Annotated in this window: 26 protein-coding genes and 2 riboswitches; of the genes, 9 read left to right on the top strand and 17 right to left on the bottom strand. The window is 69.8% G+C overall.

The window, feature by feature from the left end; translation table 11 throughout:
* Positions 1-130: 130 nt before the first annotated feature.
* Positions 131-1,351, top strand: coding sequence for an alpha/beta hydrolase (locus ABKA17_RS04595; protein ID WP_353690511.1), 1,221 nt, complete (start codon positions 131-133; stop codon positions 1,349-1,351).
* On the opposite strand, the gene ABKA17_RS04590 is transcribed toward ABKA17_RS04595, so the two are convergent.
* From ABKA17_RS04590 to ABKA17_RS04550, 9 genes are all read right to left on the bottom strand, one after another.
* Entirely contained in the window at positions 1,260-1,916 is a 657-nt protein-coding gene (locus ABKA17_RS04590) for a trimeric intracellular cation channel family protein (RefSeq protein WP_353690510.1), read from the bottom strand. The genes ABKA17_RS04595 and ABKA17_RS04590 overlap by 92 nt on opposite strands.
* A 69-nt stretch (positions 1,917-1,985) precedes the next feature.
* A complete protein-coding gene (locus ABKA17_RS04585) occupies positions 1,986-3,197 on the bottom strand; it encodes an ABC transporter ATP-binding protein (protein ID WP_353690509.1) in 1,212 nt (403 codons plus the stop codon).
* Positions 3,198-3,208: 11 nt separating this feature from the next.
* Positions 3,209-4,306, bottom strand: a complete 1,098-nt coding sequence (locus tag ABKA17_RS04580) for an ABC transporter ATP-binding protein (RefSeq protein ID WP_353690508.1) — start codon at positions 4,304-4,306, stop codon at positions 3,209-3,211.
* A complete protein-coding gene (locus tag ABKA17_RS04575; protein WP_353690507.1) occupies positions 4,303-5,301 on the bottom strand; it encodes an ABC transporter permease in 999 nt (332 codons plus the stop codon). The genes ABKA17_RS04580 and ABKA17_RS04575 overlap by 4 nt, the downstream gene beginning before the upstream one ends.
* A 110-nt stretch (positions 5,302-5,411) precedes the next feature.
* Positions 5,412-7,211 (bottom strand): ABC transporter substrate-binding protein, encoded by a 1,800-nt coding sequence (locus tag ABKA17_RS04570; protein WP_353690506.1) that lies wholly within the window; start codon positions 7,209-7,211, stop codon positions 5,412-5,414.
* A 69-nt stretch (positions 7,212-7,280) separates the two neighbouring features.
* On the bottom strand, positions 7,281-8,291 hold the full coding sequence (locus ABKA17_RS04565) for an ABC transporter permease (RefSeq protein ID WP_353690505.1): 1,011 nt from the start codon (positions 8,289-8,291) through the stop codon (positions 7,281-7,283).
* 313 nt (positions 8,292-8,604) lie between these two features.
* Positions 8,605-9,402 carry an enhanced serine sensitivity protein SseB C-terminal domain-containing protein gene (locus tag ABKA17_RS04560; RefSeq protein WP_353690504.1) on the bottom strand — a complete coding sequence of 266 codons (798 nt, stop codon included), beginning with the start codon at positions 9,400-9,402 and terminating at the stop codon, positions 8,605-8,607.
* Positions 9,403-9,549: 147 nt separating this feature from the next.
* Positions 9,550-10,320: an enhanced serine sensitivity protein SseB gene (locus tag ABKA17_RS04555; RefSeq protein WP_353690503.1), complete on the bottom strand. Its 771-nt coding sequence runs from the start codon at positions 10,318-10,320 to the stop codon at positions 9,550-9,552.
* Between the two features lie 69 nt (positions 10,321-10,389).
* Entirely contained in the window at positions 10,390-11,058 is a 669-nt protein-coding gene (locus ABKA17_RS04550; RefSeq protein ID WP_353690773.1) for an AAA family ATPase, read from the bottom strand.
* Positions 11,059-11,273: 215 nt separating this feature from the next.
* Positions 11,274-11,383: riboswitch (glycine riboswitch) on the top strand.
* Positions 11,384-11,489, top strand: a riboswitch (glycine riboswitch).
* Positions 11,490-11,527: 38 nt separating this feature from the next.
* On the opposite strand from ABKA17_RS04550, the gene gcvT reads away from it, so the two are divergent.
* From gcvT to ABKA17_RS04520, 6 genes are all read left to right on the top strand, one after another.
* Complete coding sequence (gene gcvT / locus ABKA17_RS04545) at positions 11,528-12,643, top strand: glycine cleavage system aminomethyltransferase GcvT (protein ID WP_353690502.1); 1,116 nt, start codon at positions 11,528-11,530, stop codon at positions 12,641-12,643.
* Positions 12,644-12,761: 118 nt separating this feature from the next.
* The gene (gene gcvH / locus ABKA17_RS04540; RefSeq protein ID WP_353690501.1) at positions 12,762-13,139 is read left to right on the top strand and encodes a glycine cleavage system protein GcvH; all 378 of its coding nucleotides are present in this window, start codon (positions 12,762-12,764) and stop codon (positions 13,137-13,139) included.
* Positions 13,140-13,153: 14 nt separating this feature from the next.
* Entirely contained in the window at positions 13,154-14,416 is a 1,263-nt protein-coding gene (glyA, locus tag ABKA17_RS04535) for a serine hydroxymethyltransferase (RefSeq protein WP_353690500.1), read from the top strand.
* A gap of 56 nt (positions 14,417-14,472) precedes the next feature.
* The gene (locus tag ABKA17_RS04530) at positions 14,473-15,840 is read left to right on the top strand and encodes an L-serine ammonia-lyase (RefSeq protein WP_353690499.1); all 1,368 of its coding nucleotides are present in this window, start codon (positions 14,473-14,475) and stop codon (positions 15,838-15,840) included.
* A gap of 71 nt (positions 15,841-15,911) precedes the next feature.
* Complete coding sequence (locus tag ABKA17_RS04525) at positions 15,912-16,469, top strand: glycoside hydrolase family 25 protein (RefSeq protein ID WP_353690498.1); 558 nt, start codon at positions 15,912-15,914, stop codon at positions 16,467-16,469.
* Positions 16,470-16,491: 22 nt separating this feature from the next.
* Positions 16,492-17,034 (top strand): MOSC domain-containing protein, encoded by a 543-nt coding sequence (locus ABKA17_RS04520; protein WP_353690497.1) that lies wholly within the window; start codon positions 16,492-16,494, stop codon positions 17,032-17,034.
* A 2-nt stretch (positions 17,035-17,036) separates the two neighbouring features.
* On the opposite strand, the gene ABKA17_RS04515 is transcribed toward ABKA17_RS04520, so the two are convergent.
* The gene (locus tag ABKA17_RS04515) at positions 17,037-17,699 is read right to left on the bottom strand and encodes an NADPH-dependent F420 reductase (RefSeq protein WP_353690496.1); all 663 of its coding nucleotides are present in this window, start codon (positions 17,697-17,699) and stop codon (positions 17,037-17,039) included.
* Positions 17,700-17,779: 80 nt separating this feature from the next.
* Positions 17,780-18,778 (bottom strand): zinc-dependent alcohol dehydrogenase family protein, encoded by a 999-nt coding sequence (locus ABKA17_RS04510; protein WP_353690495.1) that lies wholly within the window; start codon positions 18,776-18,778, stop codon positions 17,780-17,782.
* 102 nt (positions 18,779-18,880) lie between these two features.
* Between ABKA17_RS04510 and ABKA17_RS04505 the strand changes: the two genes are divergently transcribed.
* On the top strand, positions 18,881-19,807 hold the full coding sequence (locus ABKA17_RS04505; RefSeq protein WP_353690494.1) for an AraC family transcriptional regulator: 927 nt from the start codon (positions 18,881-18,883) through the stop codon (positions 19,805-19,807).
* A 51-nt stretch (positions 19,808-19,858) separates the two neighbouring features.
* Here ABKA17_RS04505 and ABKA17_RS04500 read toward each other — a convergent pair whose 3' ends face one another.
* Together ABKA17_RS04500 and ABKA17_RS04495 are read right to left on the bottom strand one after the other, a co-directional pair.
* Positions 19,859-20,071 carry an EF-hand domain-containing protein gene (locus ABKA17_RS04500; RefSeq protein WP_353690493.1) on the bottom strand — a complete coding sequence of 71 codons (213 nt, stop codon included), beginning with the start codon at positions 20,069-20,071 and terminating at the stop codon, positions 19,859-19,861.
* Between the two features lie 51 nt (positions 20,072-20,122).
* A complete protein-coding gene (locus ABKA17_RS04495; RefSeq protein ID WP_353690492.1) occupies positions 20,123-21,040 on the bottom strand; it encodes a helix-turn-helix domain-containing protein in 918 nt (305 codons plus the stop codon).
* Between the two features lie 51 nt (positions 21,041-21,091).
* Here ABKA17_RS04495 and ABKA17_RS04490 point away from each other — a divergent pair, with 51 nt between their 5' ends.
* Complete coding sequence (locus tag ABKA17_RS04490) at positions 21,092-21,760, top strand: GNAT family N-acetyltransferase (RefSeq protein ID WP_353690491.1); 669 nt, start codon at positions 21,092-21,094, stop codon at positions 21,758-21,760.
* Here the strand turns inward: ABKA17_RS04490 and ABKA17_RS04485 are convergent.
* The 4 genes from ABKA17_RS04485 to ABKA17_RS04470 form a co-directional block, all read right to left on the bottom strand.
* Positions 21,714-22,319 carry an ADP-ribosyltransferase gene (locus ABKA17_RS04485; protein ID WP_353690490.1) on the bottom strand — a complete coding sequence of 202 codons (606 nt, stop codon included), beginning with the start codon at positions 22,317-22,319 and terminating at the stop codon, positions 21,714-21,716. The genes ABKA17_RS04490 and ABKA17_RS04485 overlap by 47 nt on opposite strands.
* A 61-nt stretch (positions 22,320-22,380) precedes the next feature.
* Complete coding sequence (locus ABKA17_RS04480) at positions 22,381-23,565, bottom strand: YncE family protein (protein WP_353690489.1); 1,185 nt, start codon at positions 23,563-23,565, stop codon at positions 22,381-22,383.
* Positions 23,565-24,338 carry a polysaccharide deacetylase family protein gene (locus ABKA17_RS04475; RefSeq protein ID WP_353690488.1) on the bottom strand — a complete coding sequence of 258 codons (774 nt, stop codon included), beginning with the start codon at positions 24,336-24,338 and terminating at the stop codon, positions 23,565-23,567. Before ABKA17_RS04475 ends, ABKA17_RS04480 begins: the two co-directional genes overlap by 1 nt.
* 56 nt (positions 24,339-24,394) lie before the next feature.
* On the bottom strand, positions 24,395-24,898 hold the full coding sequence (locus tag ABKA17_RS04470) for an ATP-binding protein (protein WP_353690487.1): 504 nt from the start codon (positions 24,896-24,898) through the stop codon (positions 24,395-24,397).
* Between the last annotated feature and the right edge of the window lie 224 nt (positions 24,899-25,122).

The following is a 25,122-nucleotide window of genomic DNA, read 5'->3' as shown; positions in this document are numbered from 1 at the left end:
AAGCGGTAGCTTTTCTCTCGTGCCGGCCCAGGTGAGACCGGTGCCACCCCAGGTGAGACCAGGGCAATTTCTCGGTAAGTGTCCGCACTCGTCCGTAAACCAGCGGCCCCTGCCCGCCCTCTCCAGGGACATGAGCCTCACCGGGACGTCGTTCCTCTACACCCTGATCGCGCTGGCCGTGGTCGCCCTCGCCCTGCCGCTCGCGCTGTGGTCACGGCTGCGCGGGCCCAGGGCGCTGCGTGCCGCGGGCCGGGTGCTGATGCTGCTGTTCGCGCAGGGCACCGCCGTCGCCCTGGTCTTCGTACTGGTCAACAACTCCAACAGCCTCTACGACAACTGGTCCGACCTGCTCGGCACCGGCAACCACGTCGAACAGGCCGCCGACCTCGGCGCGAACGGCACCGGCGGCATCGCGCTGAAACGCCTGCCCAAGGTCCGCCAGACCTTCACCGAGGCCGGCGGTCCGGGCCTGCGCGGGGTCCGGGTCACCCAGCTCAAGGGCCGGATCTCGGGGGTGAACGCCGAGGTCTATGTGTGGCTGCCACCGCAGTACCGCTCCCCCGCCTACCGGCATCACCGGTTCCCGGTCGTGGAGCTGCTGCCGGGCTATCCCGGCTCGGCGAAGGCCTGGTTCGGCTCGCTGCACGCCACCGCCCAGCTCGCGCCGCTGATGCGCGAGGGCCGCGTCGCCCCGTTCATCCTGGTCGCGCCGCGCACCAACCTGCTGGCCGGCGTGGACACCGGCTGCGCCAACATCCCGGGCACGGTGAACGCCGACAGCTGGCTCAGCGTCGACGTACCGAAGATGGTCATGGACAACTTCCGGGCCCAGCCCGCGCCCTCCGGCTGGTCGGTCGCCGGGTACTCGGCGGGCGCGCACTGCGCGGCCAAGCTCGCCGTCGCCCACCCCGACCGCTACCGGGCCGCGGTCAGCATGTCCGGCTACAACGACCCGATCGGCGAACGCGCCTCGCTCGCCGCCCAGAACCTCCGGCTGCGCGCGGCCAACAACCCCTATCTGCTGCTCCGGGAGGCCCGCACCCCGCCCCGGATCGCGCTCTACGTCTCCGGTCAGCCGCACGACGGCTACGAGGCCGGCGTCGCCCTGGCACAGACGGCGAAGGCACCGACGACCGTGCACGTGGTGTACATCCCGCTGAGCGCAGGCGGGCACACCATGGCGCTGTGGCGGCCGCAGGTGGTGCCCGCCTTCCGCTGGCTGACCGAGGAGTTGGGCCTCGGCGTCCAGCGGACGGGCGTCACTCCTCGCGCACGGTCGAGCGCCGGTTCCAGGCCCGCGGAGCTCGCCAGTGGTACTTCATCGCCAGCAGCCGCAGTGCGAAGGCGGTGACGACCGCGGCTGTGCTGGTGACCGGGGTGAGGACGTCGTAGCGGATGCAGAGCACGACCATGGTGGCGCCGACGATCGCCGGGACCGCGTACAGGTCGCGGTCCCAGCGCAGCAGCGACGGCACCTCGTTGGCGAGCACGTCCCTGAGCACACCGCCGCCGACCGCGGTGGCGAGACCGAGGGTGGCGGACTGGGTGAGGCCGAGCCCGTAGTCGTACGCCTTCGTCGTCCCGGTGACGCAGAAGAGGCCGAGGCCGGCCGCGTCGAAGACGTTCACGCCGAGCTGGATGCGCTCCACCTGCGGGTGCAGGAAGAAGACCAGGGCGGCGGCGAGCAGCGGGGTGATGAAGTACCCGAGGTCGGTGAAGGCGGCGGGCGGTACGGCGCCGATGATCAGGTCCCGGAAGAGTCCACCGCCCAGCGCCGTGACCTCGGCGAGGACGGCGATGCCGAAGACGTCGAAGTTCTTGCGGACGGCCAGCAGCGCGCCGGAGATGGCGAAGACGAAGATGCCGATCAGATCGAGCGTGTGCTGCACGGAGGGGCTGAACAGGTTCTGGAACACCCGAACATTCTCACCCAGCAGTGAGCCCCCGCCTTACAAATGAAGGCGGGGGCTCGCTGACAGGACTACTTACTTCTCCTTGGAGGGAGCCTCGGGCTCTTCCGTCTCCTCGGCGGCAATCTCGGCGACCTCCGCGGCCACCGCGGCCGACGTCTCGGCCGACTCCGCGAGCACCTCGTCGGCGACCAGCTCGGCCGCCTCCTTGGCGACGGTCAGCAGGACGGTGTCCTGCGGAGCCTGGTCCTCGAAGTTCTCCGGGTGGTGGCAGGCGACCTGCTGGCCGGGCTTCAGCTCGACGAGCTTCGGCTCGGTCGTCGTGCAGATCTGCGTCGCCTTCCAGCACCGGGTGTGGAAGCGGCAGCCGCTCGGCGGGGAGATCGGCGAGGGCACGTCACCCTTGAGCAGGATGCGCTCGCTCTTGGCGTTCTTGCGCCGCGGGTCCGGGATCGGCACCGCCGACATGAGCGCCTTGGTGTACGGGTGCATCGGCGCCTTGTAGAGCGACTCGCGGTCCGCCAGCTCGACGATCTTGCCGAGGTACATCACCGCGATCCGGTCCGAGACGTGCCGGACGACCGAGAGGTCGTGCGCGATGATCACGTACGTCAGTCCGAGCTCCTGCTGGAGGTCGTCCAGCAGGTTCACGACCTGGGCCTGGATCGACACGTCCAGCGCGGAGACCGGCTCGTCCGCCACCACGAGCTTCGGGTTGAGCGCGAGCGCGCGGGCGATGCCGATGCGCTGACGCTGACCGCCGGAGAACTCGTGCGGGTAGCGGTTGTAGTGCTCGGGGTTGAGACCGACCACCGACAGGAGCCGCTGGACCTCGGCCTTGATGCCGCCCTCGGGCGTGACGCCCTGGAGCTTGAAGGGGGCGCCGATGATCGTGCCGATGGTGTGGCGCGGGTTCAGCGACGAGTACGGGTCCTGGAAGATCATCTGTACATCGCGGCGCAGCGGACGCATACCGCCCACCCCGAGGTGCGTGATGTCCTGGCCCTCGAACTCGACCTTGCCCGCGGTCGGCTCCAGCAGCCGGGTGATCAGCCGGCCCATCGTCGACTTGCCGCAGCCCGACTCGCCCACGACACCGAGGGTCTCGCCGGACTTGACCTCGAAGTCGATGCCGTCGACCGCGCGCACCGCGCCGACCTGCCGCTGGAGCAGGCCCTTGCGGATCGGGAAGTGCTTCTGGAGCCCGGTCACCTTCAGCAGGGTCTCACCGGGGGCGGCGTCGCCCTTGGTGATCACCGTGCCTTCGCTCTGCGCAGGGATGCTCACTTTGTCCTCGCTCACAGCTTCGGCGCAATCTCTTCGGTCCAGATACGCTCCCGCTGCTCCTGGGTCATGTGGCAGGCGGCCCAGTGCTGGCTGCCGACCTCGGTCAGGTCGGGACGGACCGTGCGGGTGACGTTGTCCTTGGGGACGTCCGCGTACGGGCAGCGCGGGTTGAAGGCGCAGCCGGACGGGATGTTGATCAGCGAGGGCGGGGAGCCCTTCACCGGGATCAGGCGCTCCTGCTGGTCGCGGTCCAGGCGCGGCATCGAGCCGAGCAGACCCCACGTGTAGGGGTGCCGGGGCTCGTAGAACACCTTCTCCGCCGGACCGCGCTCCACGCAGCGGCCGCCGTACATCACCAGGATGTCGTCGGCGAGCTCGGCGACGACGCCCAGGTCGTGGGTGATGACGATGACCGCGGAGCCGAACTCCTTCTGAAGGTCGCGGATCAGGTCGAGGATCTGCGCCTGGACGGTCACGTCCAGGGCGGTCGTCGGCTCGTCCGCGATCAGCAGTTCGGGGTTGTTGACCAGCGACATCGCGATCATCGCGCGCTGGCGCATACCGCCGGAGAACTCGTGCGGGTAGCTGTCCACCCGCTTGTCCGGCTGCGGGATGCCGACCCGGTCGAGCATCTCCACCGCGCGGCGCTTGGCGGTCTTCTTGTCCACGTTGTGGTGGATGCGGTACGCCTCCACGATCTGCTGCCCGATCGTGTAGTACGGGTGCAGCGCGGACAGCGGGTCCTGGAAGATCATCGCCATCTCACGGCCACGCAGCTTGCGCACGTGGTCGGGGTCGGCGGAGAGCAGCTCGGTGCCGTCCAGCCAGATCTCGCCGGAGATCTGCGCCTTGCGCTTGCCGTACTGCCCTGCGGTGTGCAGGCCCATGATGCCGAGCGAGGTCACCGACTTGCCGGAGCCGGACTCGCCCACGATGCCGAGGGTCTTGCCCTTCTCCAGCTGGAAGCTGAGCCCGTCGACGGACTTGACCAGACCGTCGTCGGTCGGGAAGTGCACCTTCAGGTCGCGCACTTCCAGAAAGGCGGTCGGCGTCGGCGAGGCGGGGGTGGGCTCGCCCACGGCCGCTCCGCTCTTGCTGAGTTCGGTCATGCGAGCCTCACTCGGGGGTCGATCACGGCGTACAGGACGTCCACCACGAGGTTGGCGATCAGCACAGCGACGGAGGTGATCAGGGTGACGCCCAGGATGATGGGCAGGTCCTGGTTCTTGATGCCGTTCAGCACGGCCTGGCCGAGGCCGGGGAGGCTGAACGTGGTCTCGGTCAGGATCGCGCCGCCGATGAGGGCGCCGAGGTCCATGCCGAGCATGGTCAGGATCGGGGTCATCGTGGAGCGCATGGCGTGCTTGCCGATGACGACCTGTTCCTTGAGGCCCTTCGCGCGGGCCGTGCGGATGTAGTCCTCGCCGAGGATCTCCAGCATGGTGGCGCGGGTGATCCGGGCGTACATCGCGGCGTAGAGGAACGCCAGGGTGATCCAGGGCAGGATCATGCCGCCGAGCCAGCCGGAGAAGCTGTCCTCGAGGGGCACGTACTCGCCGTCGATCCATCCCAGACCGTAGGAGAAGATCGCGAGGCTGAGCAGACCGGTGAAGTAGATCGGGAGGGAGACGCCCGAGAGGGCGACGACCATCGCGCTGCGGTCCCACAGGCTGCCCCGCTTGAGCGCGGAGAGCACACCGGCGGCGACACCGAGGATCAGCCAGAGCGCGGCGGCACCGAGCGCGAGACCCAGGGTCACCGGGAAGCGGTCGGTCAGCACCGGCCAGACGGCCTGCTCGCTGCGGAAGGAGTAACCGAAGCACGGCGCGGCGCAGTGCACGGTGTCGCCACCGCCCACATAGGTGCGGCCCGCGAAGATGCCCTTGAAGAACTCCCAGACCTGGGCGTAGATCGGGTCGCCCAGACCCAGCTTCTGCCGCACGCCCTCGACGGCGGCGGGGTCGGCCTGCTTGCCCACGAAGCTCAGGGCGACGTCGACGCCCGCCCACTTGGGGACGAGGAAGAAGATGCCGAAGACCACCATGATGATGACCACGAGCATCACTGCGGCGGCGAACAGCCGCCTGATGAGGTAAGCGAGCACAGCTCTCGGCCCGCCGCGGACCGCGGGCCACCGGAGGTCTTCCGGTGGCCCGCGATCACGCGTCGCCGGCCTTCACCTGCCTTTCGTGCCGTTCGGCGGGTGTGCCGGGATTACTTCGAGGACTTCAGGCCGAGGTTCACGAAGTCGTACATGCCGCTGTAGTTGTCCGACGTGTAGACGTTCGCCAGACGGTTACCGCGCCAGTTCACGAACTTCTCGAAGACGAACGGCAGGTAGTAGCCGCCGTCCATCACCGCGTGGTTGATGTCCTTGGCGATCGAGAGCTTGCCCGCGTCGTCCTGCGTCTTCACGTACGTGTCGAACAGGCCGTTGATCTTCTTGTCGTCGATCATCGCGAAGTTGTTGTTGCCGCTCTCGAGGATGTACTTGCCGTCCCACAGCGGAAGACCGAAGCCCTGGACCGACGGGAAGTCGGCGCCCCAGCCCATGATGATGATGCCGTAGCCCTTCTTCTTCACGTTCGAGGGGCTACCGATGATGCCGGAGGTCTGCGAGCCGTCGTACTGGTCGATGTCGACGTTGATGCCGACCTTCTTCAGCGAGGCCTGGAGGGACTCGGCGGTGGCCACCTCGACCGGCTTGTTGTTACGCACGGCGATGGTGGTCTTGAAGCCGTTCGGCTGACCGCAGGCCTTCAGCTCTTCCTTGGCCTTGGCGACGTTGCCGTTCTTGTTGGCACCGGCGAGCTCGTAGGGGTCGTAGCTCTGGCCCTCGGAACCGGGGACGGTCGGGGGCAGCATGTTGGTGCCGATGTCACCGCCGGCGACCGGGCCACCACGCGCGGTCTGGAGCGAGACGTGGTCGGCGCCGTAGATCACGGCCTTGCGGCAGTGCTCGTTGTCGAACGGCTTCACGGTCTGCGGGAAGACCGCGTACCGGATGTAGCCGGAGACCGGGTTGTCCAGGTTGGCCTTGTGCTCCTGGAGGGCGCTGGTGCGGCCCTGCGGGGACAGACCGGTCTGGTTGATGTCCAGGTCGTAGTCACCGGCGAGCAGACGGGCGTCCAGGTCGTTGGCGTTCGAGAAGAACTTGACCGAGATCTTGTCCGGGTAGGCCTTGCGGATCGGGTCCGAGGCCTGCTTCCACTCGGTGTTGCGGACCAGGACCAGGTCCTTGCCCGGGCTGTACGACTGGAACTTGTACGGGCCGGAGGAGAACGGCTTCAGGCCGTACTTCGACTTGGTGTCCTTGTCCTGGCGGACCGGGGAGGCCGAGACCAGGGCGAGGATCTCCTCGAAGTCGGCGTTGGCCTCCGGCAGGTGGAAGACGATGGTCTTGTCGTCCGGAGTGTCGATCGCCTTCAGGCCGAGCTTGTCGGCGGAGGTGTCCTTGTACGGGCCCTTGTACTCGCCCTTGGGGTCGAGGACGTCCTTCAGGTAGACCGGGCCGCCGGACAGCACGTCCTGCGCCCAGACGCGCTCGATGCCGTACTTGACGTCCTTGGAGGTGATCTCCTTGCCGTCCTCCCACGTGATGCCGTCACGCAGGGTGTACGTGTAGGTCTTGCCGTCGTCGGTGACCTTGGCGAGACCGGTGGCGAGGTCCGGGGTGAGCTCCGTGCCCTTCTCGCCCGGGGCCGCGGCACCCGTCACGAGCTGGCGGCTGTAGTAGCGCGCGAAGTTCCACATGAAGCCGTAGTAACCACGCGTGGTGTCCCACGAGTCGGCGTCCTGGGCACCGGCGAACTTCAGCTCGCCGCCCTTCTTGGCCAGCGAGGCCTGCGCGACCTTGTTGTTCGCGGCGTTGAAGCCGGCCGCGCCCGTGGTCGAGCCCTTGTCGCCGTCGCTGTCACCGCCGCCGCCGCACGCCGCCGTGGTCAGCAGCGCGGCCACCGCGGCGACAGCGGCAAATGCCTGCTTCCGCCGCCCTGAGGTGCGTTGGGTAGTCACGATCTCGGATCCTCCGAATTTGATGAGAGACCCCGTGTCAGTGCCACGGGACGCTTTGGGTACGGCAGTTCAGCGGGAACCCTTCGGGTCCAGCGCGTCTCGCACGCCGTCGCCGAAGAGGTTGAAGGCAAGAACGGTGATGAAGATCGCTACACCGGGGACCACCATGTACGTGGGGTCCGACTTGTAGTAGTCGATCGCGTTCGAGAGCATCTGCCCCCAGGAGGCCGTGGGGGGCTTGACGCCCACGCCCAGGAAGCTGAGCGCCGCCTCGGTGAGGATGTTGGTGGGGATCATCATCGTCGTGTAGACGATGATCGGCGCGACCAGGTTGGGCAGCAGTTCCTTGAACAGGATGTAGAGCCGTCCGGCGCCGAGCGAGCGGGCCGCCTCGACGTATTCGCGCTCCCTCAGCGAGAGCGTCTGGCCGCGCACCACGCGTCCGATGTAGGGCCAGCCGAAGAAGCCGATGACCAGGATCATCACGAACAGGCGCACGCCCGTGCCGGTCAGTCCCAGCATCTCGTTCGGCATGACGGAGACCAGCGCGATGATGAAGAGCAGCTGCGGGAAGGCCAGCAGGCCGTCCATGACCCGGCTGATGGCCGAGTCGACCCAGCCGCCGAAGAAGCCGGCCAGGATGCCCAGGATCGTGCCGAGGACGACGGCGACGATCGCGGACAGGAAGCCGACGAGCAGGGAGATCCGGGCGCCGTACAGGACACGGGCGAAGATGTCGCGGCCGTTGACCGGCTCGACGCCCAGCCAGTGGTCGCCGCTGATGCCGCCGAAGGACCCCTTGGGGGTGCCGAACAGCGGGTCGATCAGGTCCTTGTCGTTGTACGTGTTCGGGTCCTGCCCGTACAGGTTGGTGATCACCGGCGCGAGCAGCGCGACCGCGATCAGGAGCAGCACGACGATTCCGCCCGTGAGGGCAAGCTTGTCCCGCTTCAGGCGCTCCCAGGCGATCCGCCCCAGGGAACGTCCCTGTACGGCCTTGGCGTCGGCGCTGACAAGCGCCGCTTCTTCGGCCGCGCTCGGGGCCGCTTCCGCGGTCGGCTCGTGCAATGGTGCCGTCATCTGGCAGGGGCCCCTCTCAACCGGCGGTAGCCGGCCCTCACTTGCCGCTGTAGCGGCGTGATCAGTCCGTCGTACACAGGGGCGAACCCACCCCTGCTGCGGGAGTCTTCAACGCTTTGGCGATCTGTTGCCAGACTTGGCGGGGAAAGGATGCGTAAACGTGATGCGGGCAGGGGGGTTCCGTTATCCGGACGGCGGGTAACGACGGCCGGACGGGGACCAGTTGGACATTGAGGGCCTCATAGGGGCCTTCTGCCCTCATCTACGCGCGCAGATACACTCCCGTAACAGAAGAGCCTGTGCCGGGATCGGATCAGTAGCCGCCGGGCGCCGGAGGGTAGCCGTACCCGGCCGCGGGAGCCTGGGCGGGGGCGGCCGCGTGAGCCTCGCGGTCGTAGAAGGGGCGGGCACCGGCCCGCATCCACATCGCGACCGGGTCGTACTCGTCGGACATGGCGACGGTCGACACCGGCAGCCCGTCCGGGACCGCGCCGATCGACTGCTGCATCATCGCGCGCACCGAGTCCACGGCGGGCGGGCTGGTGTCGTACACATCCAGGCCGATGGCGAGGTACGGCGCCCCGAGCGCGGGCTGCACCCAGGCCCGGCGCAGCGAGCGGACGGCCGGGGTGCGGTGGGCGTTGTGCGCGATCAGGGCGTAGAACTGCGGGATCTCGATGCCCGGCTCCGACAGCCGGAGCGGGCCGGCCGGCTGGCGCTCCAGGCCGGTGGCGATGCGGCGCAGGTCCAGCCAGGGGATGCCGACGCCGCCACCAGGGGCGTGCGGGTTGAGCCAGAGGCCGAAGTGGTCGGGGTAGAGGGTGCGGGCCACGTCGACTCCGTCGACGACCTCGTAGGAGCGGTTCCAGCCGCTGGCCGACAGCTCCTGGGCCGAGGTCACACAGGGGGCGTAGCCGTAGCCGTCGACCTCCATGTTTCCGTACTGGGCGTCCGGCGAGCCGGACTGGCCGTGCCACAGGAGCATCCACACCTGGCCGGAGGAGGGGGTGGCGAGGGCGCGGAGGAGTGCCTCGTAGGCGTCGTAGCGCCCCGGCGTCACCTGGCGCAGCATGTGCTCGACCGTGCCGGTCGCGGTGCCGCTCGCGCTCACCTTGTATCGCCCTTCGGGAAAGATGCGGGTGTCTGCCGACAGCTTAAGCGGTGACGGCTCGGGGCTTGCGGTGGTCCGCCGGGTGCGGGTAGGTGGGGGCTGGTCGCGCAGTTCCCCGCGCCCCTAGGCGGCTGCCCCTGAGGGCGTCTAGAAGTCCTGCTGATAAAACGGACGTACCTTCTCTTTCATCCAGTGGCCCACCGGGTCGTCCGCCACGTCCAACAGGACCAGGTTCACCGGCCAGGGCGCCGGAGTCCGGCCCAGGGCGCGGCCCAGGGCGTCCATCGGGAGGGTACGCAAGTCGCCTTCCCATTGGGAGAGCTCCACCCCTACGAACATGACCGGGTCGGCCGTCTCGATCGCGGCGAGGCAGCGGCGGGCCGTCAGGACCACGCCCGTCGCGGCGAACTCGGCGGAGGCGGTGGCGAGGAAGTCGACCGGGTCGTCCTGCCAGTCGGGCTCGTAGAGCTTGACGCGGCCACCGGTGTTGGGCCCGTCCAGCGGGGTGCGGCCGATGCGGCAGAGCTCGGCCACCGCGGGCGGCGGGAGCGGGACGCCGACCACGCCGTCCGGGTTCACGGCGATGCCGACCTGCGGGGGCAGACCGCGGGCGAACTCGACCGCGGGCGCGATCGTGTACGCCATGTGCCCGCCGGCGACCTGCCGGAACTGCTCCTCGGAACTGAAGACCGGGACGTAGGCCTGGCCCTCGATCTGCATGCTGGGCAGGTCCAGGGGGCCGCTGTGCGGGCCGCCGCCGTTGGGCAGGGGGATCCAGACGAAGCTGCGGCCCAGGACCTCGATGATCCGGCCGCCCGCCGCGGGCATGCCGAGGGAGGCCGAGAGCACCTCCTCCAGCTCGTTGCCGGGCCAGCCGCCGCCGTGCGGATGGGGGTGTGCCTGTGCCGGGAATGCCATCTGTCCGTCCGCCTGCCGAGAACCGCTGCCTGTGGCTGAAAAGGCTAGCGGGTGCTCAGGCCGCCGGGGTCAGCCCGTGAAACCGATACGGCGCAGGGTGTCGGCCGCGTCCCGGTCGAGCAGCACCGCGGAGCCGACCCCCTGGGGCAGGTCGCCCTTCGCCACGGAGCCGATCAGCCGGGCGGCCGCCGTACGGTGCCGCAGGAACGCGTACCTGGAGACCCCGCGGCCGCGCTCGCGCTGACCGGCCAGCGCGGTGCCCGGTGTGACGTCGAGCAGCAGCAGGTGCAGGGCACCGCCGCGGCGCCGGGCCTCGCGGGCCAGCCAGCCGCGCACCCAGGACTGGGTACCGCAGTCGTGCACCACGACGCCCTTGCCCGAGCGCAGGGCGCGGTACAGGCCCAGGTAGTGGGCGGCCCGGACGAGGGGGCGGTAGACCGCGTACGGCAGGAAGCGGGGCGCCCGCTCGTCCCAGCGGTCGCGGGTGTCCTGGGAGTCGACGCGTATGCCCTTGACCGCGCGCTTCATCAGGGTGGACTTGCCGCTGCCGGGCAGACCGGTGATCACGACCAGGTCGGCCGGGGCGAAGAGCAGGGCGTGCGGGCTGTGGCCGGCGCGCTCGCGCAGGTCGCGGACGACCGGCTGCGGTGCGCACGTCTCGCGGGCCGGGACGGCCGGCTGCGCGGGCAGCGCGACGGCCGAGGTGGTGGCGTACGCAGTGGTCCTGTTCACCGTGATCGTCCTCCCCTGAGGTGGGTCACGAGTGCCCATCCCCGTCGAGTGTAAAGAGAAGGTAATCCGCGCCGCCTCCGGTTTCCGTCCTCTTCTCGCTACAGGCCTGCTACAGCGTGCCGCGAGTGGCCGGGGAGTCCGTGCGGGCCGGGTGGGAGCCGCCCCTGCCGTGCCGGACGGATGCGTGCAATGATGTCCGCGCCAACTGCATACCGGCCGTTTGAATCCGCGCGGGAGAGTTCCGGGCCGTACGTTCTCGTACGAGTGCCCGGGCGCCGAAGGAGCAAGTCCCTCCCTTGAATCTCTCAGGCCCCGTTACCGCGCGGGCGAGGCACATCTGAAAAGCGAGCCGCCCTCCGGCAGCTCCACCCAAGGTGCAAGTCATGTCCCCTGCGGTCATGGCGAACCTCTCAGGTTCCGATGACAGATGGGGAGGAACGACCTCGCCCGTCATGCCTTGGGAGACAACCGTCCGATGAGCAATGAACCCCGCCTGACCGCGCTCGATGCCCTGCATCGCTCGCTCGGCGCGACGATGACCGACTTCGCCGGCTGGGACATGCCCCTGCGCTACGGCTCCGAGCGCGACGAGCACAACGCCGTGCGCACGAAGGCCGGGCTCTTCGACCTCTCGCACATGGGCGAGATCGCGGTCACCGGGCCGCAGGCCGCCCAGCTGCTGAACTTCGCCCTCGTGGGCAACATCGCGAGCGTCGGCGTCGGCCGTGCCCGCTACACCATGATCTGTCGCGAGGACGGCGGCATCCTCGACGACCTGATCGTGTACCGGCTCCAGGAGACCGAGTACATGGTCGTCGCCAACGCCTCCAACGCCCAGGTCGTCCTGGACGCCCTCGTGGAGCGCGCGGCCGGCTTCGACGCCGAGGTCCGTGACGACCGGGACGCGTACGCGCTGCTCGCCGTCCAGGGCCCGGAGTCCCCCGGGATCCTGAAGTCCCTCACCGACGCCGACCTCGACGGCCTGAAGTACTACGCCGGGCTGCCCGGCACCGTCGCGGGCGTCCCCGCGCTGATCGCCCGCACCGGCTACACCGGCGAGGACGGCTTCGAACTGTTCGTGAAGCCCGAGCACGCGGTCGAGCTGTGGCAGGCCCTGACCAAGGCGGGCGAGGGCGTCGGCCTGATCCCCTGCGGCCTGTCCTGCCGGGACACGCTGCGCCTGGAGGCGGGCATGCCGCTGTACGGGCATGAGCTGTCGACCTCCCTGACCCCCTTCGACGCGGGCCTCGGGCGCGTGGTGAAGTTCGAGAAGGAGGGCGACTTCGTGGGCCGCCAGGCCCTGCGCGAGGCCCTGGAGAACCTCAACCACGACATTCCGCGCGTTCTCGTCGGCCTGATCGCCGAGGGCCGCCGGGTCCCCCGCGCCGGGTACGCCGTGGTCGCCGACGGCCAGGTGATCGGCGAGGTCACCTCCGGCGCCCCCTCCCCCACCCTGGGCAAGCCGATCGCCATGGCGTACGTCGACGCCGAGCACGCCGCGCCCGGCACCACCGGCGTCGGTGTGGACATCCGGGGCAGCCATGAGCCCTACGAGGTCGTGGCTCTGCCCTTCTACAAGCGCCAGAAGTAGAGACTGAGCGCAAGGCGTCGCGCGCCCGCGCGTGACCCTGCGCACATTTGCGCTGCTCACACGCGTTTCCAGCAGTCCCCGGCATTCACCATCACCCGCGTACAGGAGAATTCAGGCCATGAGCAACCCCCAGCAGCTGCGCTACAGCAAGGAGCACGAGTGGCTGTCGGGCGCCGAGGACGGCGTCTCGACGGTCGGCATCACGGAGCACGCGGCCAACGCGCTCGGCGATGTCGTCTTCGTGCAGCTTCCCGAGGTCGGTGACACGGTGACCGCGGGCGAGACCTGCGGCGAGCTGGAGTCGACCAAGTCGGTCTCCGACCTGTACTCGCCGGTCTCCGGTGAGATCACCGAGGTCAACGAGGACGTCGTCAACGACCCGTCGCTGGTGAACTCCGCCCCCTTCGAGGGCGGCTGGCTGTTCAAGGTACGCGTCGCGGAGGAGCCGGCCGACCTGCTCTCCGCCGACGAGTACACCGCCTTTTCCGCCGGCTGAGGAGTCCGCACCTGATGTCCGCACTGAACACGCCCCTGCATGAGCTCGACCCGGAGATCGCGGCCGCGGTCGACGCCGAGCTGGACCGTCAGCAGTCCACCCTGGAGATGATCGCCTCCGAGAACTTCGCGCCGCTGGCGGTGATGGAGGCCCAGGGCTCGGTCCTGACCAACAAGTACGCCGAGGGCTACCCCGGCCGGCGCTACTACGGCGGCTGCGAGCACGTCGACGTCGCCGAGCAGATCGCCATCGACCGCGTCAAGGACCTCTTCGGCGCCGAGTACGCCAACGTCCAGCCGCACTCCGGCGCCTCCGCCAACCAGGCCGCCCTGTTCGCGCTGGCCTCCCCCGGCGACACCATCCTGGGCCTGGACCTGGCGCACGGCGGCCACCTCACCCACGGCATGCGCCTGAACTTCTCCGGCAAGCAGTTCAACGTGGTCGCCTACCACGTCGACGCGGCCGGCCTGGTCGACATGGCCGAGGTCGAGCGCCTGGCCAAGGAACACCGCCCCAAGGTCATCATCGCGGGCTGGTCCGCCTACCCCCGCCAACTCGACTTCGCCGAGTTCCGCCGGATCGCCGACGAGGTCGAGGCGTTCTTGTGGGTGGACATGGCGCACTTCGCCGGGCTGGTCGCGGCCGGCCTGCACCCCAACCCGGTCGAGCACGCGGACGTGGTCACCTCCACCACCCACAAGACCCTGGGCGGGCCGCGCGGCGGCATCATCCTCGCGAAGCAGGCGTTCGCGAAGAAGCTGAACTCGTCGGTCTTCCCGGGCTTCCAGGGCGGTCCGCTGGAGCATGTGATCGCCGCGAAGGCGGTGTCGTTCAAGGTCGCCGCGAGCGCGGAGTTCAAGGAGCGCCAGGCGCGTACGGTGGAGGGTGCGCGGATCCTCGCCGGGCGTCTGACGGCCCCGGACGCCCGCGAGGCCGGTGTCAACGTGCTGTCCGGCGGCACCGACGTCCACCTCATCCTGGTGGACCTGCGTGACTCCGAGCTGGACGGGCAGCAGGCCGAGGACCGCCTCCACGAGGTCGGGATCACGGTCAACCGCAACGCCGTCCCCAACGACCCGCGCCCGCCGATGGTGACCTCGGGTCTGCGGATCGGCACCCCGGCCCTGGCCACCCGCGGCTTCACCGCCGAGGACTTCACCGAGGTCGCCGACGTGATCGCCTCGGCACTCAAGCCCTCGTACGACGTCGAGGACCTCAAGGCCCGGGTCAAGGCACTGGCGGACAAGCACCCGCTGTACCCCGGCCTGAACAAGTAGTTCCCTGGTGGGGGCACCCGATGACGTGTGCCCCCACCCTTTCGCAAGGAGTTCCCGTGGCCATCTCGGTCTTCGACCTGTTCTCGATCGGCATCGGCCCGTCGAGCTCGCACACGGTCGGCCCGATGCGTGCGGCCCGCATGTTCGCCCGCCGACTGCGCAACGAGGGCCTGCTGCCCACCGTCGCCTCGGTCCGCTCGGAGCTCTACGGCTCCCTGGGCGCGACCGGTCATGGCCACGGCACCCCCAAGGCGGTGCTGCTGGGACTCGAGGGGGCGTCCCCCCGCACGGTCGACGTGGAGGGGGCGGACGACCGGGTCGCGGCGATCAAGGACTCGGGGCTCCTGAAGCTGCTCGGTGAGCACGAGATCCCGTTCTCCTTCGACGACGACCTGATCCTGCACCGGCGCAAGGCACTCCCGTACCACGCCAACGGCATGACGCTGTGGGCGTACGACGCGGCGGGCACCGAGCTGCTGTCCAAGACGTACTACTCGGTCGGCGGCGGCTTCGTCGTGGACGAGGACGCGGTGGGTGAGGACCGCATCAAGCTGGACGACACGGTCCTGAAGTACTCCTTCCGCACCGGCGACGAGCTCCTGCGCCTCACGAAGGAGACCGGTCTGTCGATCTCCTCGCTGATGCTGGAGAACGAGCGCGCCTGGCGCACCGAGGACGAGATCCGCGCCGGTCTGCTGGAGATCTGGCGGGTCATGCAGGCGTGCGTCTCACGGGGCATGTCACGCGAGGGCATCCTGCCGGGCGGGCTGCGGGTCAAGCGCCGCGCCGCCGTCACGGCACGCCAACTGCGGGCCGAGGGCGACCCGTTGGCGCACGCGATGGAGTGGATCACGCTCTACGCGATGGCGGTGAACGAGGAGAACGCCGCGGGCGGCCGGGTCGTCACCGCCCCGACGAACGGCGCGGCGGGCATCATCCCGGCGGTCCTGCACTACTACATCAACTTCGTGCCGGGCGCCGACGAGGACGGGGTCGTGCGCTTCCTCCTCGCGGCGGGCGCGATCGGCATGCTCTTCAAGGAGAACGCCTCCATCTCCGGCGCCGAGGTCGGCTGCCAGGGCGAGGTCGGCTCCGCCTGCTCGATGGCCGCGGGCGCGCTGGCGGAGGTGCTCGGTGGCTCCCCTGAGCAGGTCGAGAACGCCGCCGAGATCGGCATGGAGCACAATCTGGGCCTCACCTGCGACCCGGTCGGCGGCCTCGTCCAGATCCCCTGCATCGAGCGCAACGGCATGGCCGCGGTCAAGGCGGTCACCGCGGCACGCATGGCGATGCGCGGGGACGGCTCGCACAAGGTGTCCCTCGACAAGGTCATCAAGACCATGAAGGACACCGGCGCGGACATGTCGGTGAAGTACAAGGAGACCGCCCGGGGCGGGCTCGCGGTGAACATCATCGAGTGCTGAACCCGCCTGGTGCCTAAGGTACGGGGTACTCCAACTCCTGTTCCCCCCAACGGCACTTCGAGGAGTCCCCCATGCTGCGCGGCATCGACGTCAGCTCGTACCAGTCCTCCTCCTACGACACGGACGGCCTCTCCTTCGTCTTCATCAAGGCGACGGAGGGCCGCACCTACACCAACCCCAAGCTGGCCGCCCAGACCAAGCGGGCCCGCGACGCCGGCCTGGTCGTCGGCTACTACCACTTCCTGTGGCCCGGCAACCTCACCGCCCAGGCCGAGTACTTCGTGAGCAAGGCGCCGGAGCGGGCGGGCGAGATTCTCGCGGTGGACTGGGAGACGACCGGCGAGGGCACGCACGCGAGCAACGCGGAGAAGGACCGGTTCATACGCAAGGTGAAGGAGCTGCGGCCGAACAACAGGGTCGTCCTCTACTGCAACCGCAACTTTTGGCTGAACATCGACAAGACTGCCTACGACGGCGACGGTCTCTGGATCGCCGACTACGTCACCGCGGGCAAGCCCCGCATCAAGGCGAAGTGGCTCTTCCACCAGTACACCGACGATCCGGTGGACAAGAACGTCGCGGACTTCGCGAGCACGGCCGCCTTGCGGAACTGGGCCGAGCAGGCCTGACCCCCGATTTATGCTGGTCGGCATGGGTGGGACAGTCGCTGCCGTCAGCAGCAATGGGACGTATTCGTTCACCAAGCCGAACCGGGACAGCATCACGCTGATCGCCGGGATCGGGGTCGAGGGGGACGTGCATGCCGGGGAGACCGTGAAGCATCGGTTCCGGATGGAGAAGGATCCTTCGCAGCCGAATCTGCGGCAGGTGCACCTGATTCACGAGGAGCTCTTCGACGAGGTGCGGGAGGCCGGGTTCGAGGTGGGTGCCGGGGAGCTCGGGGAGAACGTCACCACTCGGGGGATCGATCTGCTGGGGCTGCCCGTGGGGACCCGGCTGCACCTCGGGGCGCAGGCCGTTGTCGAGGTGACCGGGCTGCGGAATCCCTGCAAGCAGATCGACACCTTCCAGAAGGGGCTCATGAAGCAGGTCGTCGGGCGGGACGAGAGCGGCGCGGTGCGGTTCAGGTCCGGGATCATGAGCGTCGTTCTCGAAGGCGGCGTCGTGCGGCCCGGGGATGCCCTCAAGGTCGAGCTTCCCGACGGGCCGCACGTGCCGCTGGAGATCGTCTGATCTCAGCCGCGGAAGTCCGGCGTGCGCTCCGGGCTCGCCTCGGCCAGCGCCTTCGTGACCGCCTCGACACCCTGCTGGAGTCCGTACACCGGGGTGTCCGGCTGCTGGCGCCAGGAGTCGTCGAGGCCGCCCGAGTCGACCGTGTCGAAGCCGAGCTCCTCGATGAGGGCGCGGACCTTCGCCTTGGCCGCCGCGTCGTCGCCCGCGACCGGGAGGGCGAGGCGGTCGGGGGCGCCGGCCGGGCGGTGGCGGTCCAGGATGTCCTGGGCGTAGGTGCCGTTGAAGGCCTTGATCACGGGGTGGCCGAGGTGCTGTTCGGTCCAGCGGCTCTCCGTGAGGCCCTCGTCCTCGATCGCGGCGATCCGGCCGTCACGCTGCCGGGGGTAGTAGTTGCCGGTGTCGATGACCGCGACCCCGTCGGCCGCCTCGGCGAAGAGGCCCGAGGGCAGGTCCGGGATCGCCTTCAGCGGGATCGTGACGACGACGATCTCCGCCCCGCGCGCCGCCTCCTCCACCGGGACGGGCGTCGCACCCGTCTCCTTCGCCAGCTCGGTGAGCGTGTGCGGGCCGCGGGAGTTCGCGACGGACACCTCGTGACCGAGAGCCGTGAGCCTCCGGGTCAGGTTGCCGCCGATCTGTCCCGCGCCGATGATGCCGATCTTCATGACAGCCCTCTCAGGTTCGATGCATGTGCATACGTCTGGGCAGGGCAACCTGGGAGGGCCGGAGGGTATTCCGGGTGGCGTCAGATCCGTACGACGATTTTCCCCGTGTGCCGGTTCGACTCCATCAGCCGATGCGCGTCCTGGATACGGTCCAGCCCGTCGAAGACCTCGGCCACCACCGGCCGGAACCCCCCGTCCGCCAGCCCCGCGTTCAGGAACGCCGTGGAGCGGCGGCGGCCTCCCGGTGTCGCGGTGAGGATCAGGTTGGCGTACGTGTGGATCGTGAACGGCCAGTTCCAGGGGATCTCGGCGGGGCGGCGGTCCAGCCGGCCGTAGACCAGGACCGTGCCGCCCTCCGCGAGCGCCTCGGCCAGCGGGCGGAAACCGGGACCGCCGATCGCGTCGAAGATCACCTCGGCACCCCGGCCACCGGTGAGCCGCCTGACCTCCTTGGCCACCGTCTCGGCGTCGCCCCCGGAGACGATCACCTCCGCCGCCCCCGCGTCCAGCAGCCCCTGCCGCTTCTCCTCCGTACGAGTCGTGGCCAGCGGGATCGCGCCGATGCGCCGCGCGACCTGGATCGCCGCGGTGCCGACGCCGCTGGAGGCCCCCGTGATCAGGACGTGGTCGCCGGGCCGCAGACCGGCGGTCTCCAGGAGGCCGCCGTACGCCGTCGTGTACGTCAGCCAGGACGCCGCCCCCGTGACGGCGTCCACGGAGGCGGGGCGGGGCAGCACCGCGCTCTCGGGCAGCACGACCCGCTCCGCGTACACACCCTGGGCGCTCATCTCGATGCCGGGACCGGTCGTCACCGGGTCTCCGACGGTGAGTTCGGTGACGCCCTCGCCGATCGCCTCGACGACGCCGGAGGCCTCGTAGCCGAGGCGGGAGGCCGGGAGGGCGGGCTGGTAGTGGTAGGTGCCCGAGCGGAACAGGGACTCGGCGCGGTTGAGGCCCAACGCCTCTACCCGTACGGCGACTTGACCGGGGCCCGGCGCGGGCACGGTCACGTCCTCGATCCTCAGTACGTCGGGTCCGCCGATTTCATGAAAGAGCACGGTACGTGCGGTGGTTGACATGGCGTCCACGCTAGGAGCGCCGGGCGAGACGATCCATGTCCGCCTGTCTCCCTTTCCTGTCCGTACGTCTTCCTCCCCCAACTCCCGGCTACCGTTGCGGACATGGACGTACTCAGCGACGCGATCGCCGCGATGCGCGCCGGCCGGCCGCACTCGGGGCGCCGGGACAAGTACGCGCCCTGGGGGATGCGGATCGAGGACTCGGAGGGCGCCGGGTTCCATGTGGTGCTGCGGGGGTCGGCCTGGCTGATCCCCGCGGAGGGCGAGCCGGTGGCGCTCGGACCCGGGGACGTGGTGTTCCTGGCACACGGGCGGGGGTACGCGCTGGCGAGCGGCCTGGACGTGGAGCCGGAAATCATCCGGCTGAACCCGGACGGGAGTCCGCTCAAGCCCCCTTCCCCCGCGAGGGAACCCACGGCGCCCCCCGACACCGTGATGCTGTGCGGCGCCTACTGGCTGGACCGCAGCCGGGCGCACCCGCTGCTGTCCGAGTTGCCGGAGGTGGTGCATCTGCCCGCCAGGGTCGGCACCCACCGGTCGCTGCGGGCGGCCGTGGAACTGCTGGGCGCGGAGCTGGCGGAGCCGCAGCCCGGGTCGGACACCATCGTCTCCTCGCTCCTCGACACGCTGCTGCTCTACATCCTGCGCGCCTGGTGGCAGGGCGAGGCGCGCACCGACGGGACCCCCACCGGCTGGGCCGCCGCACTCGCCGACCCCGCGGTCGCGGCGGCGCTCCAGGCCATCCACACCGCCCCGGACCGCCCCTGGACGGTGGAGGAGCTCGGCGCCCACGGTGGCCTGTCCCGCGCGGCCTTCTCCCGGCGGTTCACCGCGCTGGTGGGGCGCCCGCCGCTGACGTATCTGACGTGGTGGCGCATGACCACGGCCGGCCGGCTGCTCCGCGAGGACGACCTGCCTCTGCGCGTGGTGGCCCAACGCACCGGCTACACCTCGGAGTTCGCCTTCGCCAAGGCCTTCAAGAGGGAGTACAAGGTGGCGCCGGGACAGTATCGGAGGACGGCGTCCTAGCCCGCGAAGGGGGCGCCCCGGCCATTGGCGGGGCGCCCCCTTCCGCGCGCGTCACTTGCTCAGGTACGCCCAGAACTCGTCGAAGGACAGCACCTTGTCGCCGTTGAGGTCACGGCTCTTGATGATCACCTCGGCGACCGACTCGGTGACGTTCCAGTCGCCTTCCTGGGCGAGGGCGGTCTTGAACTCGGCAGCGGTGATGAAGCCGTCACCGTCCGTGTCGATCCGCTCGAAATGCTTGCGTGCCTCGTCGATGTCCGCCACCGATCCGCCCCTTTTTCGTCGTTCCTTGCCGTCTTACTGACGGAGGTCAGGTTATCCGGCGGTCCGAGCACGCAGCGCGGCGACCACCCACGCGAACTCCTCCTCGTACGCGGGCTGGGGTTCGAGGCCGTTCACGACGGCCGACAGCTCGCGGTACCGGGCGAGCCGCAGGTTCGTTCCCGCCTCCAGACGCTTGAGCACCTCGGCCCGGTCGGCGTCCCCGAGCAGACCGGCCAGCAGCTCGTCCGCCTCCGGCGCCTCGGGGGCGGTCCCCCGCCGCCGCGCCTCCCCCGCCAGCTGGATGAGCCGGCTCATGAACCACAGGGACGTCCCGGCGGGGACGTCGGGCCCCCGGTCCGCCGCGTTGAACTCGACCGCCCTGCGCATCAGCGCCCGGAACTCCGGGTCCTGGATGAGTTCGGCCAGCTCCACCCACGCGTCCACCTGCTCGGGGCTGGGGTCGTCCGGCAGGTTGGCGGCCCCGGCGAACCGCAGCCGGGTGCGGATGTCGGGATCCGCCGTGTCGAGCCCCTCGAAGATCTCCGCCATGAAGTCCTCGACGATCCTGCGCCGCTCGGCGGCCGACAGCCGCGCCAGTTTGTTCATCAGAGTCATCTCCTCCGCAGTCGACCCGCGCCTCGCAACAGTCGACAGCACCGCCCGGGTCACCCTGAGCGACCGGATCTGCGCGTCCAGCGCCACCACGTGCGCCGTCGCGACCTCGGCCACCGTCCGCTCCCCGTCCAGCACCTTGCGCACGTCCGGCAGGCCGAGGCCCAGCTCGCGCAGGGTGCGGATCAGTTCGAGGCGGGCGACGGACTCCGCGTCGTAGAGGCGGTAGCCGCCCTCCGAGCGGGTCACCGGCGCGAGTACGCCCTCGTCGGACCAGTAACGGATGGTGCGCACGGTCAGGCCGGTGGCCGTCGCCAGTTCGCCGATGGTGAGAAGTCCGGTGCCGTCGTCGATCATGTCTGCGAGTGTGGGCCTTCCAGTGGGTGGAGACTCAAGGAGCGTGTCGGGGTGGCGACCTTGCGGGACATTCTCGACGCGGCGGCCCGTGGCGTCTTCCCTCCCGCCGACGGCGGCACCACCGTCGTGCCGCAGCACTCGCCCCGGGACGCCGGCGTCCTCGCCTTCACCGCGCACTCCGTCGTCTTCACGGACGAGGACCCCGCGTGGGTGTACGAGACCCTGCGCGGCCTGGAGTGCGACCCGCTGGCCGCGACGATGAACCCGCTGTTCCTCGCCGCGCTGATGCGACGCTCGGGACGCAGGACCGAGACGATCGACGCCATGTTGGTCGCCGACCCGCTGCCGGGTGGGCCCCCGGCGTCGCTGCGGGAGATCGAGGACGCCGATCATCCGCGTATCACGTATGCCCGCGGGCGCCGTGACGACGTACGGGCCTGGACGACGGAGGGCGGCGTGCTGGTGACGGGGCGCGGGATCGGCGGGCGGCTGGAGGTCTCGGTCGAGGTGGACGAGGGGGTACGGCACGAGGGACTGGGGCGCTCGCTCGTCGCCGCCGCCCGGCGGCTCGTCGACGAGCCGCTGTGGGCCCAGATCGCCCCGGGGAACGCCCGCAGCACGCGGGCGTTCCTGGCCGCCGGTTACCGTCCGGTCGGCGCGGAGGCGTTGCTGCTCAGTGCCAGGCCTCGTAGTGCGGGTTGCTCTGGCAGCCGCTCATGATCTCGGTCTTGGTGGTCTTGTTCACCGGGCAGACGCCGATGATGTACTTCCGGTGGATCCCGCCGGGGAAGGCGACCTCGACCTGGTCGGCCCACTTGTGGGTGTCGCCGATGGTCCGGTTCACGTCCACGCCGCCCGGGGCGTCGATGTAGTAGTTGTAGCCCGACTTCCACCACGTCTTGTACAGGTCGTGGTCGTAGGTCGTGGAGACGTACGGGGAGGGCTGGTTGACCAGGACGTACTTCTCGATGTCGTACTGCCCGTTCACGACGTCCCTGGGCTTGAAGCCCTCCGCGAAGACGATCTCCGGGCCGCGGCCGTCGCTGCGGTAGAGGGTGCCGCAGGTCTTGCGCCAGACCGGCTCGGGGGTGATGCGGTCGACGTTCACCTCGCGGTTGACGGCGGCCTTGATCGGGTCGTCGTACTGGACGGGGCAGTCGGCGGGGGCGGGAGCCCTGGCCGGTGTCGTGGCGGGTGTCGTGGCGGCCGTCGTGGTGAGGACGGCGGCGAGGGACAGCACGACGGCGGCGACGCGCCGCCGCAGCGGAGTTGTGATCATGGTGAGCACAATTCCGGTTCTGCGGCGGCACGTTGCGGACGTTCACCCGTAAGGCGGCGTGTCAGCGGAAGATGCCGGTGTGGCCCAGCGAGTACCGCCCCGGCTGCGGGTACACCGCGAGCCCGTGCGGGCCGCTGCCCACCGGGATGCGGGCCAGCTGGACGCCGGTGCGGGTGTCGATGGCGTACACCTCGGCGTCGTAACGCCCCGACAGCCACAGCACCTTGCCGTCCGCCGAGACGCCGCCCATGTCGGGGCTGCCGCCGTCGGGGAGGTGCCACTTCTTGGTCACCTTGTTCTGGGCGAAGTCCCAGACGGAGATGGATCCCTCCCCCCGGTTGGAGACGTACATCTCGCGCGAGTCACGGCCGACGTAGAGGCCGTGGGTGCCCTTGCCGGTGGGCAGGAGCTTCGGCTTGTCGAACGTGTCGCCGTCGAGGACCCACATGCCGTCGGCCATCATGTCGGCGACGTAGAACCGCTTGCCGTCGGGTGAGATTTTCACGTCCTGCGGCATCGCCCCGTCGAAGGGGAGCTTCTGCTGTCCGACGACCTTCATCTGCTCGGTGTCCACCTTGAGCAGTTCGCCGCTGAACTCGCAGGAGACGATGAAGTACTTGCCGTCGAGGGAGAAGTCGGCGTGGTTGACGCCGTAGCAGGTGACCGGGACGGTCTTCTTGCGGTCCATGGTGTGCGGGTCGCGGAAGACGAGTTCGCGGTCGAGGGAGGCCATGACGACTGCGTACTTGCCGTTGGGCGTGAAGTAGAGGTTGTACGGGTCGTGCACCTCGACCGCCTTGCCCGCCTTCCCGGTCTTCGGGTCGATGGGGGTGAGGGTGTGGCCGCGGTTGTTGTTGACCCAGAGGGTCTTCATGTCCCAGGAGGGCACGACGTGTTGGGGCTGCCGCCCGACCCGGATCGTCTCGATGATCCGGTACGTCTTCGGGTCGATGACGGAGACCGTGTCGGACTCGGTGTTGGGGACGTAGACCCGGGACGGGAAGTCCTTGACCACCGGGGAGAGCTTGTTGGGCCGGTCGGCGGCGTACACGTCCTGCGGGTCGAGGACCGGCGGCATGCCGGGCAGGCCCTGGACGGGCTTTTTCTTCGGCGGGGCGGGGACGGCGGCCTTGGTGGTGTGGTGTTCGGGGGCGGCTCGGTCCCGGGTCTCGGTGCCGCAGGCGGCGAGCGCGGCGAGTACGGCGCCGGCGACCAGGGTGTGCTTGACGAGGTGGGTGCGGTGCATCAGCTGAACAACTCCGTGGTGGTCACGGCGGCCAGGCCGCGGCGGTCGAGTTCTTCGAGTACGGCGGGGAGGGCGGCGACCGTGTCGGCGTACCCGAAGTGCAGGCTCACCACGGACCCGTTGCGGACCTCGCCCAGGACCTTGCGGGTGACTGCGGGGGCGCCGGGTGAGGTGAAGTCGAGGGAGTCGACGTCGTAGGACAGGACGTGCGGGTAGCCGGTCTCGCGGGCCAGCCGTTCCACGAGCGGGGAGGCCCGGGCGGCGCGGGAGGGCCGGAACCAGCTGCCGATCGATCCGGTCAGGCGTCTGAGGCGCTCGGCGCAGCCGGTGATCTCGGCGCGGGCGTCGGCCTCGGACATGTCGTTGACGCCGAGGTGGTGGAGGGTGTGGTTGCCGAGGTCGTGGCCGCCGTCGAGGATCCGGCGGGCCAGCTCGGGGTGGGCGTCGAGCCAGGTGCCGACGGCGAGCACGGTGATCCGGGCGCCGGCCCGTTCGGCCTCGCCGAGGAGGGCGCGGGCGGTGGCGGGGTCGCCATTGCCGTGGAAGGTGAGGGCCACCCGGGGGTGGGTGCGGGGGCCGTGGTCGAGCTGGGCGGGGCGGCCGGGGAGTCGGCGCGGGCCGGGGGCGGGCGAGGGTCTGGCCGGTGCGCGGGAGCGGGTGGGGTGGGCGACGGCGCCGCTCGTGGCACACCCGGCGGTGAACGCGCCTGCGGTGACGAGCCCCGCGCTGACGCGCAGCACCGTACGGCGATCGGTCGTGGTCACCCGCACCATTTAAGGGGGGTTGGTGGGGAAAACCCCCGATTCACCCGTTCGACGGCCCTACCGGGTCAGCGGTCGGCGACCCGCATCTCGAACCAGGTCGTCTTGCCGCGCGGCAGCAGGTCGACGCCCCATCGGTCGGACAGCTTGTCCACCAGGAACAGTCCCCGGCCGCTGAGGTCCATCTCCTGAACCGGCATCAGACAGGGCAGTCCGCGGGAGGGGTCACGCACCTCGACCCGGATCCACCCGCGGCGGCGGCGCATCCGCAGCCCGAAGACCCGTGCGCCGGTGTGTCGTACGGCGTTCCCCACGAGCTCGGAGACGAGTAAGACGGCGTCCTCGGTCATCTTGGGGGTCAGTCCCCACTGGCGCAGGACGACGACCTGGGTCAACCGGCGGGCGGTGGCGGCGGATTCGGGGCGGCTGGGGAGCGGAACCTCCGCCTCCGTGGGGTTGCCGAACAACTCCAGTGCCTTGAGCGCGTGTTCGTCCTCGACCGTGGGCGACCAGCGCGCCGCGGTCGCACGGCCGTGTCCCCGCGGCTGTTCGATACCCTCCAGCCCCGCCATGCCACCATCATGGCCGCACCGGGCGCCCCGCGGGGCCGTCTCTGCGGAATACGCCCCCTGGAAGCCACCGTTCCGCAGGTTTCGATCGGCATATGCCAGAGGCAGTTCAGTGCCCGCGACAACCTCACTGACCTGCGGCGGAGGCTCGGTTGGAGGCAATCGAAGACTCCCTCGACAAGGCAGAGTTAAGGTTGCCTTAAGGCTCCCATAAACCGCCCCATCGA

Origin of the sequence: Streptomyces sp. RG80 (assembly GCF_040446465.1) — a bacterium.
Taxonomy (GTDB): Bacteria; Actinomycetota; Actinomycetes; order Streptomycetales; family Streptomycetaceae; genus Streptomyces.
Note: the sequence above shows the minus strand (reverse complement) of the source record. Positions and strands in the feature narration are given on the sequence as shown.

Coding starts and splice junctions, on each gene's coding strand:
- ABKA17_RS04485 (WP_353690490.1), bottom strand. CDS start 22,319: ATGATCACAACTCCGCTGCGGCGGCGCGTCGCCGCCGTCGTGCTGTCC.
- ABKA17_RS04595 (WP_353690511.1), top strand. CDS start 131: ATGAGCCTCACCGGGACGTCGTTCCTCTACACCCTGATCGCGCTGGCC.
- ABKA17_RS04505 (WP_353690494.1), top strand. CDS start 18,881: ATGGACGTACTCAGCGACGCGATCGCCGCGATGCGCGCCGGCCGGCCG.
- ABKA17_RS04525 (WP_353690498.1), top strand. CDS start 15,912: ATGCTGCGCGGCATCGACGTCAGCTCGTACCAGTCCTCCTCCTACGAC.
- ABKA17_RS04470 (WP_353690487.1), bottom strand. CDS start 24,898: ATGGCGGGGCTGGAGGGTATCGAACAGCCGCGGGGACACGGCCGTGCG.
- glyA (WP_353690500.1), top strand. CDS start 13,154: ATGTCCGCACTGAACACGCCCCTGCATGAGCTCGACCCGGAGATCGCG.
- ABKA17_RS04580 (WP_353690508.1), bottom strand. CDS start 4,306: ATGACCGAACTCAGCAAGAGCGGAGCGGCCGTGGGCGAGCCCACCCCC.
- ABKA17_RS04475 (WP_353690488.1), bottom strand. CDS start 24,338: ATGGTGCGGGTGACCACGACCGATCGCCGTACGGTGCTGCGCGTCAGC.
- ABKA17_RS04495 (WP_353690492.1), bottom strand. CDS start 21,040: ATGATCGACGACGGCACCGGACTTCTCACCATCGGCGAACTGGCGACG.
- ABKA17_RS04510 (WP_353690495.1), bottom strand. CDS start 18,778: ATGTCAACCACCGCACGTACCGTGCTCTTTCATGAAATCGGCGGACCC.
- ABKA17_RS04520 (WP_353690497.1), top strand. CDS start 16,492: ATGGGTGGGACAGTCGCTGCCGTCAGCAGCAATGGGACGTATTCGTTC.
- ABKA17_RS04565 (WP_353690505.1), bottom strand. CDS start 8,291: ATGACGGCACCATTGCACGAGCCGACCGCGGAAGCGGCCCCGAGCGCG.
- gcvH (WP_353690501.1), top strand. CDS start 12,762: ATGAGCAACCCCCAGCAGCTGCGCTACAGCAAGGAGCACGAGTGGCTG.
- ABKA17_RS04555 (WP_353690503.1), bottom strand. CDS start 10,320: ATGGCATTCCCGGCACAGGCACACCCCCATCCGCACGGCGGCGGCTGG.
- ABKA17_RS04480 (WP_353690489.1), bottom strand. CDS start 23,565: ATGCACCGCACCCACCTCGTCAAGCACACCCTGGTCGCCGGCGCCGTA.
- gcvT (WP_353690502.1), top strand. CDS start 11,528: ATGAGCAATGAACCCCGCCTGACCGCGCTCGATGCCCTGCATCGCTCG.
- ABKA17_RS04515 (WP_353690496.1), bottom strand. CDS start 17,699: ATGAAGATCGGCATCATCGGCGCGGGACAGATCGGCGGCAACCTGACC.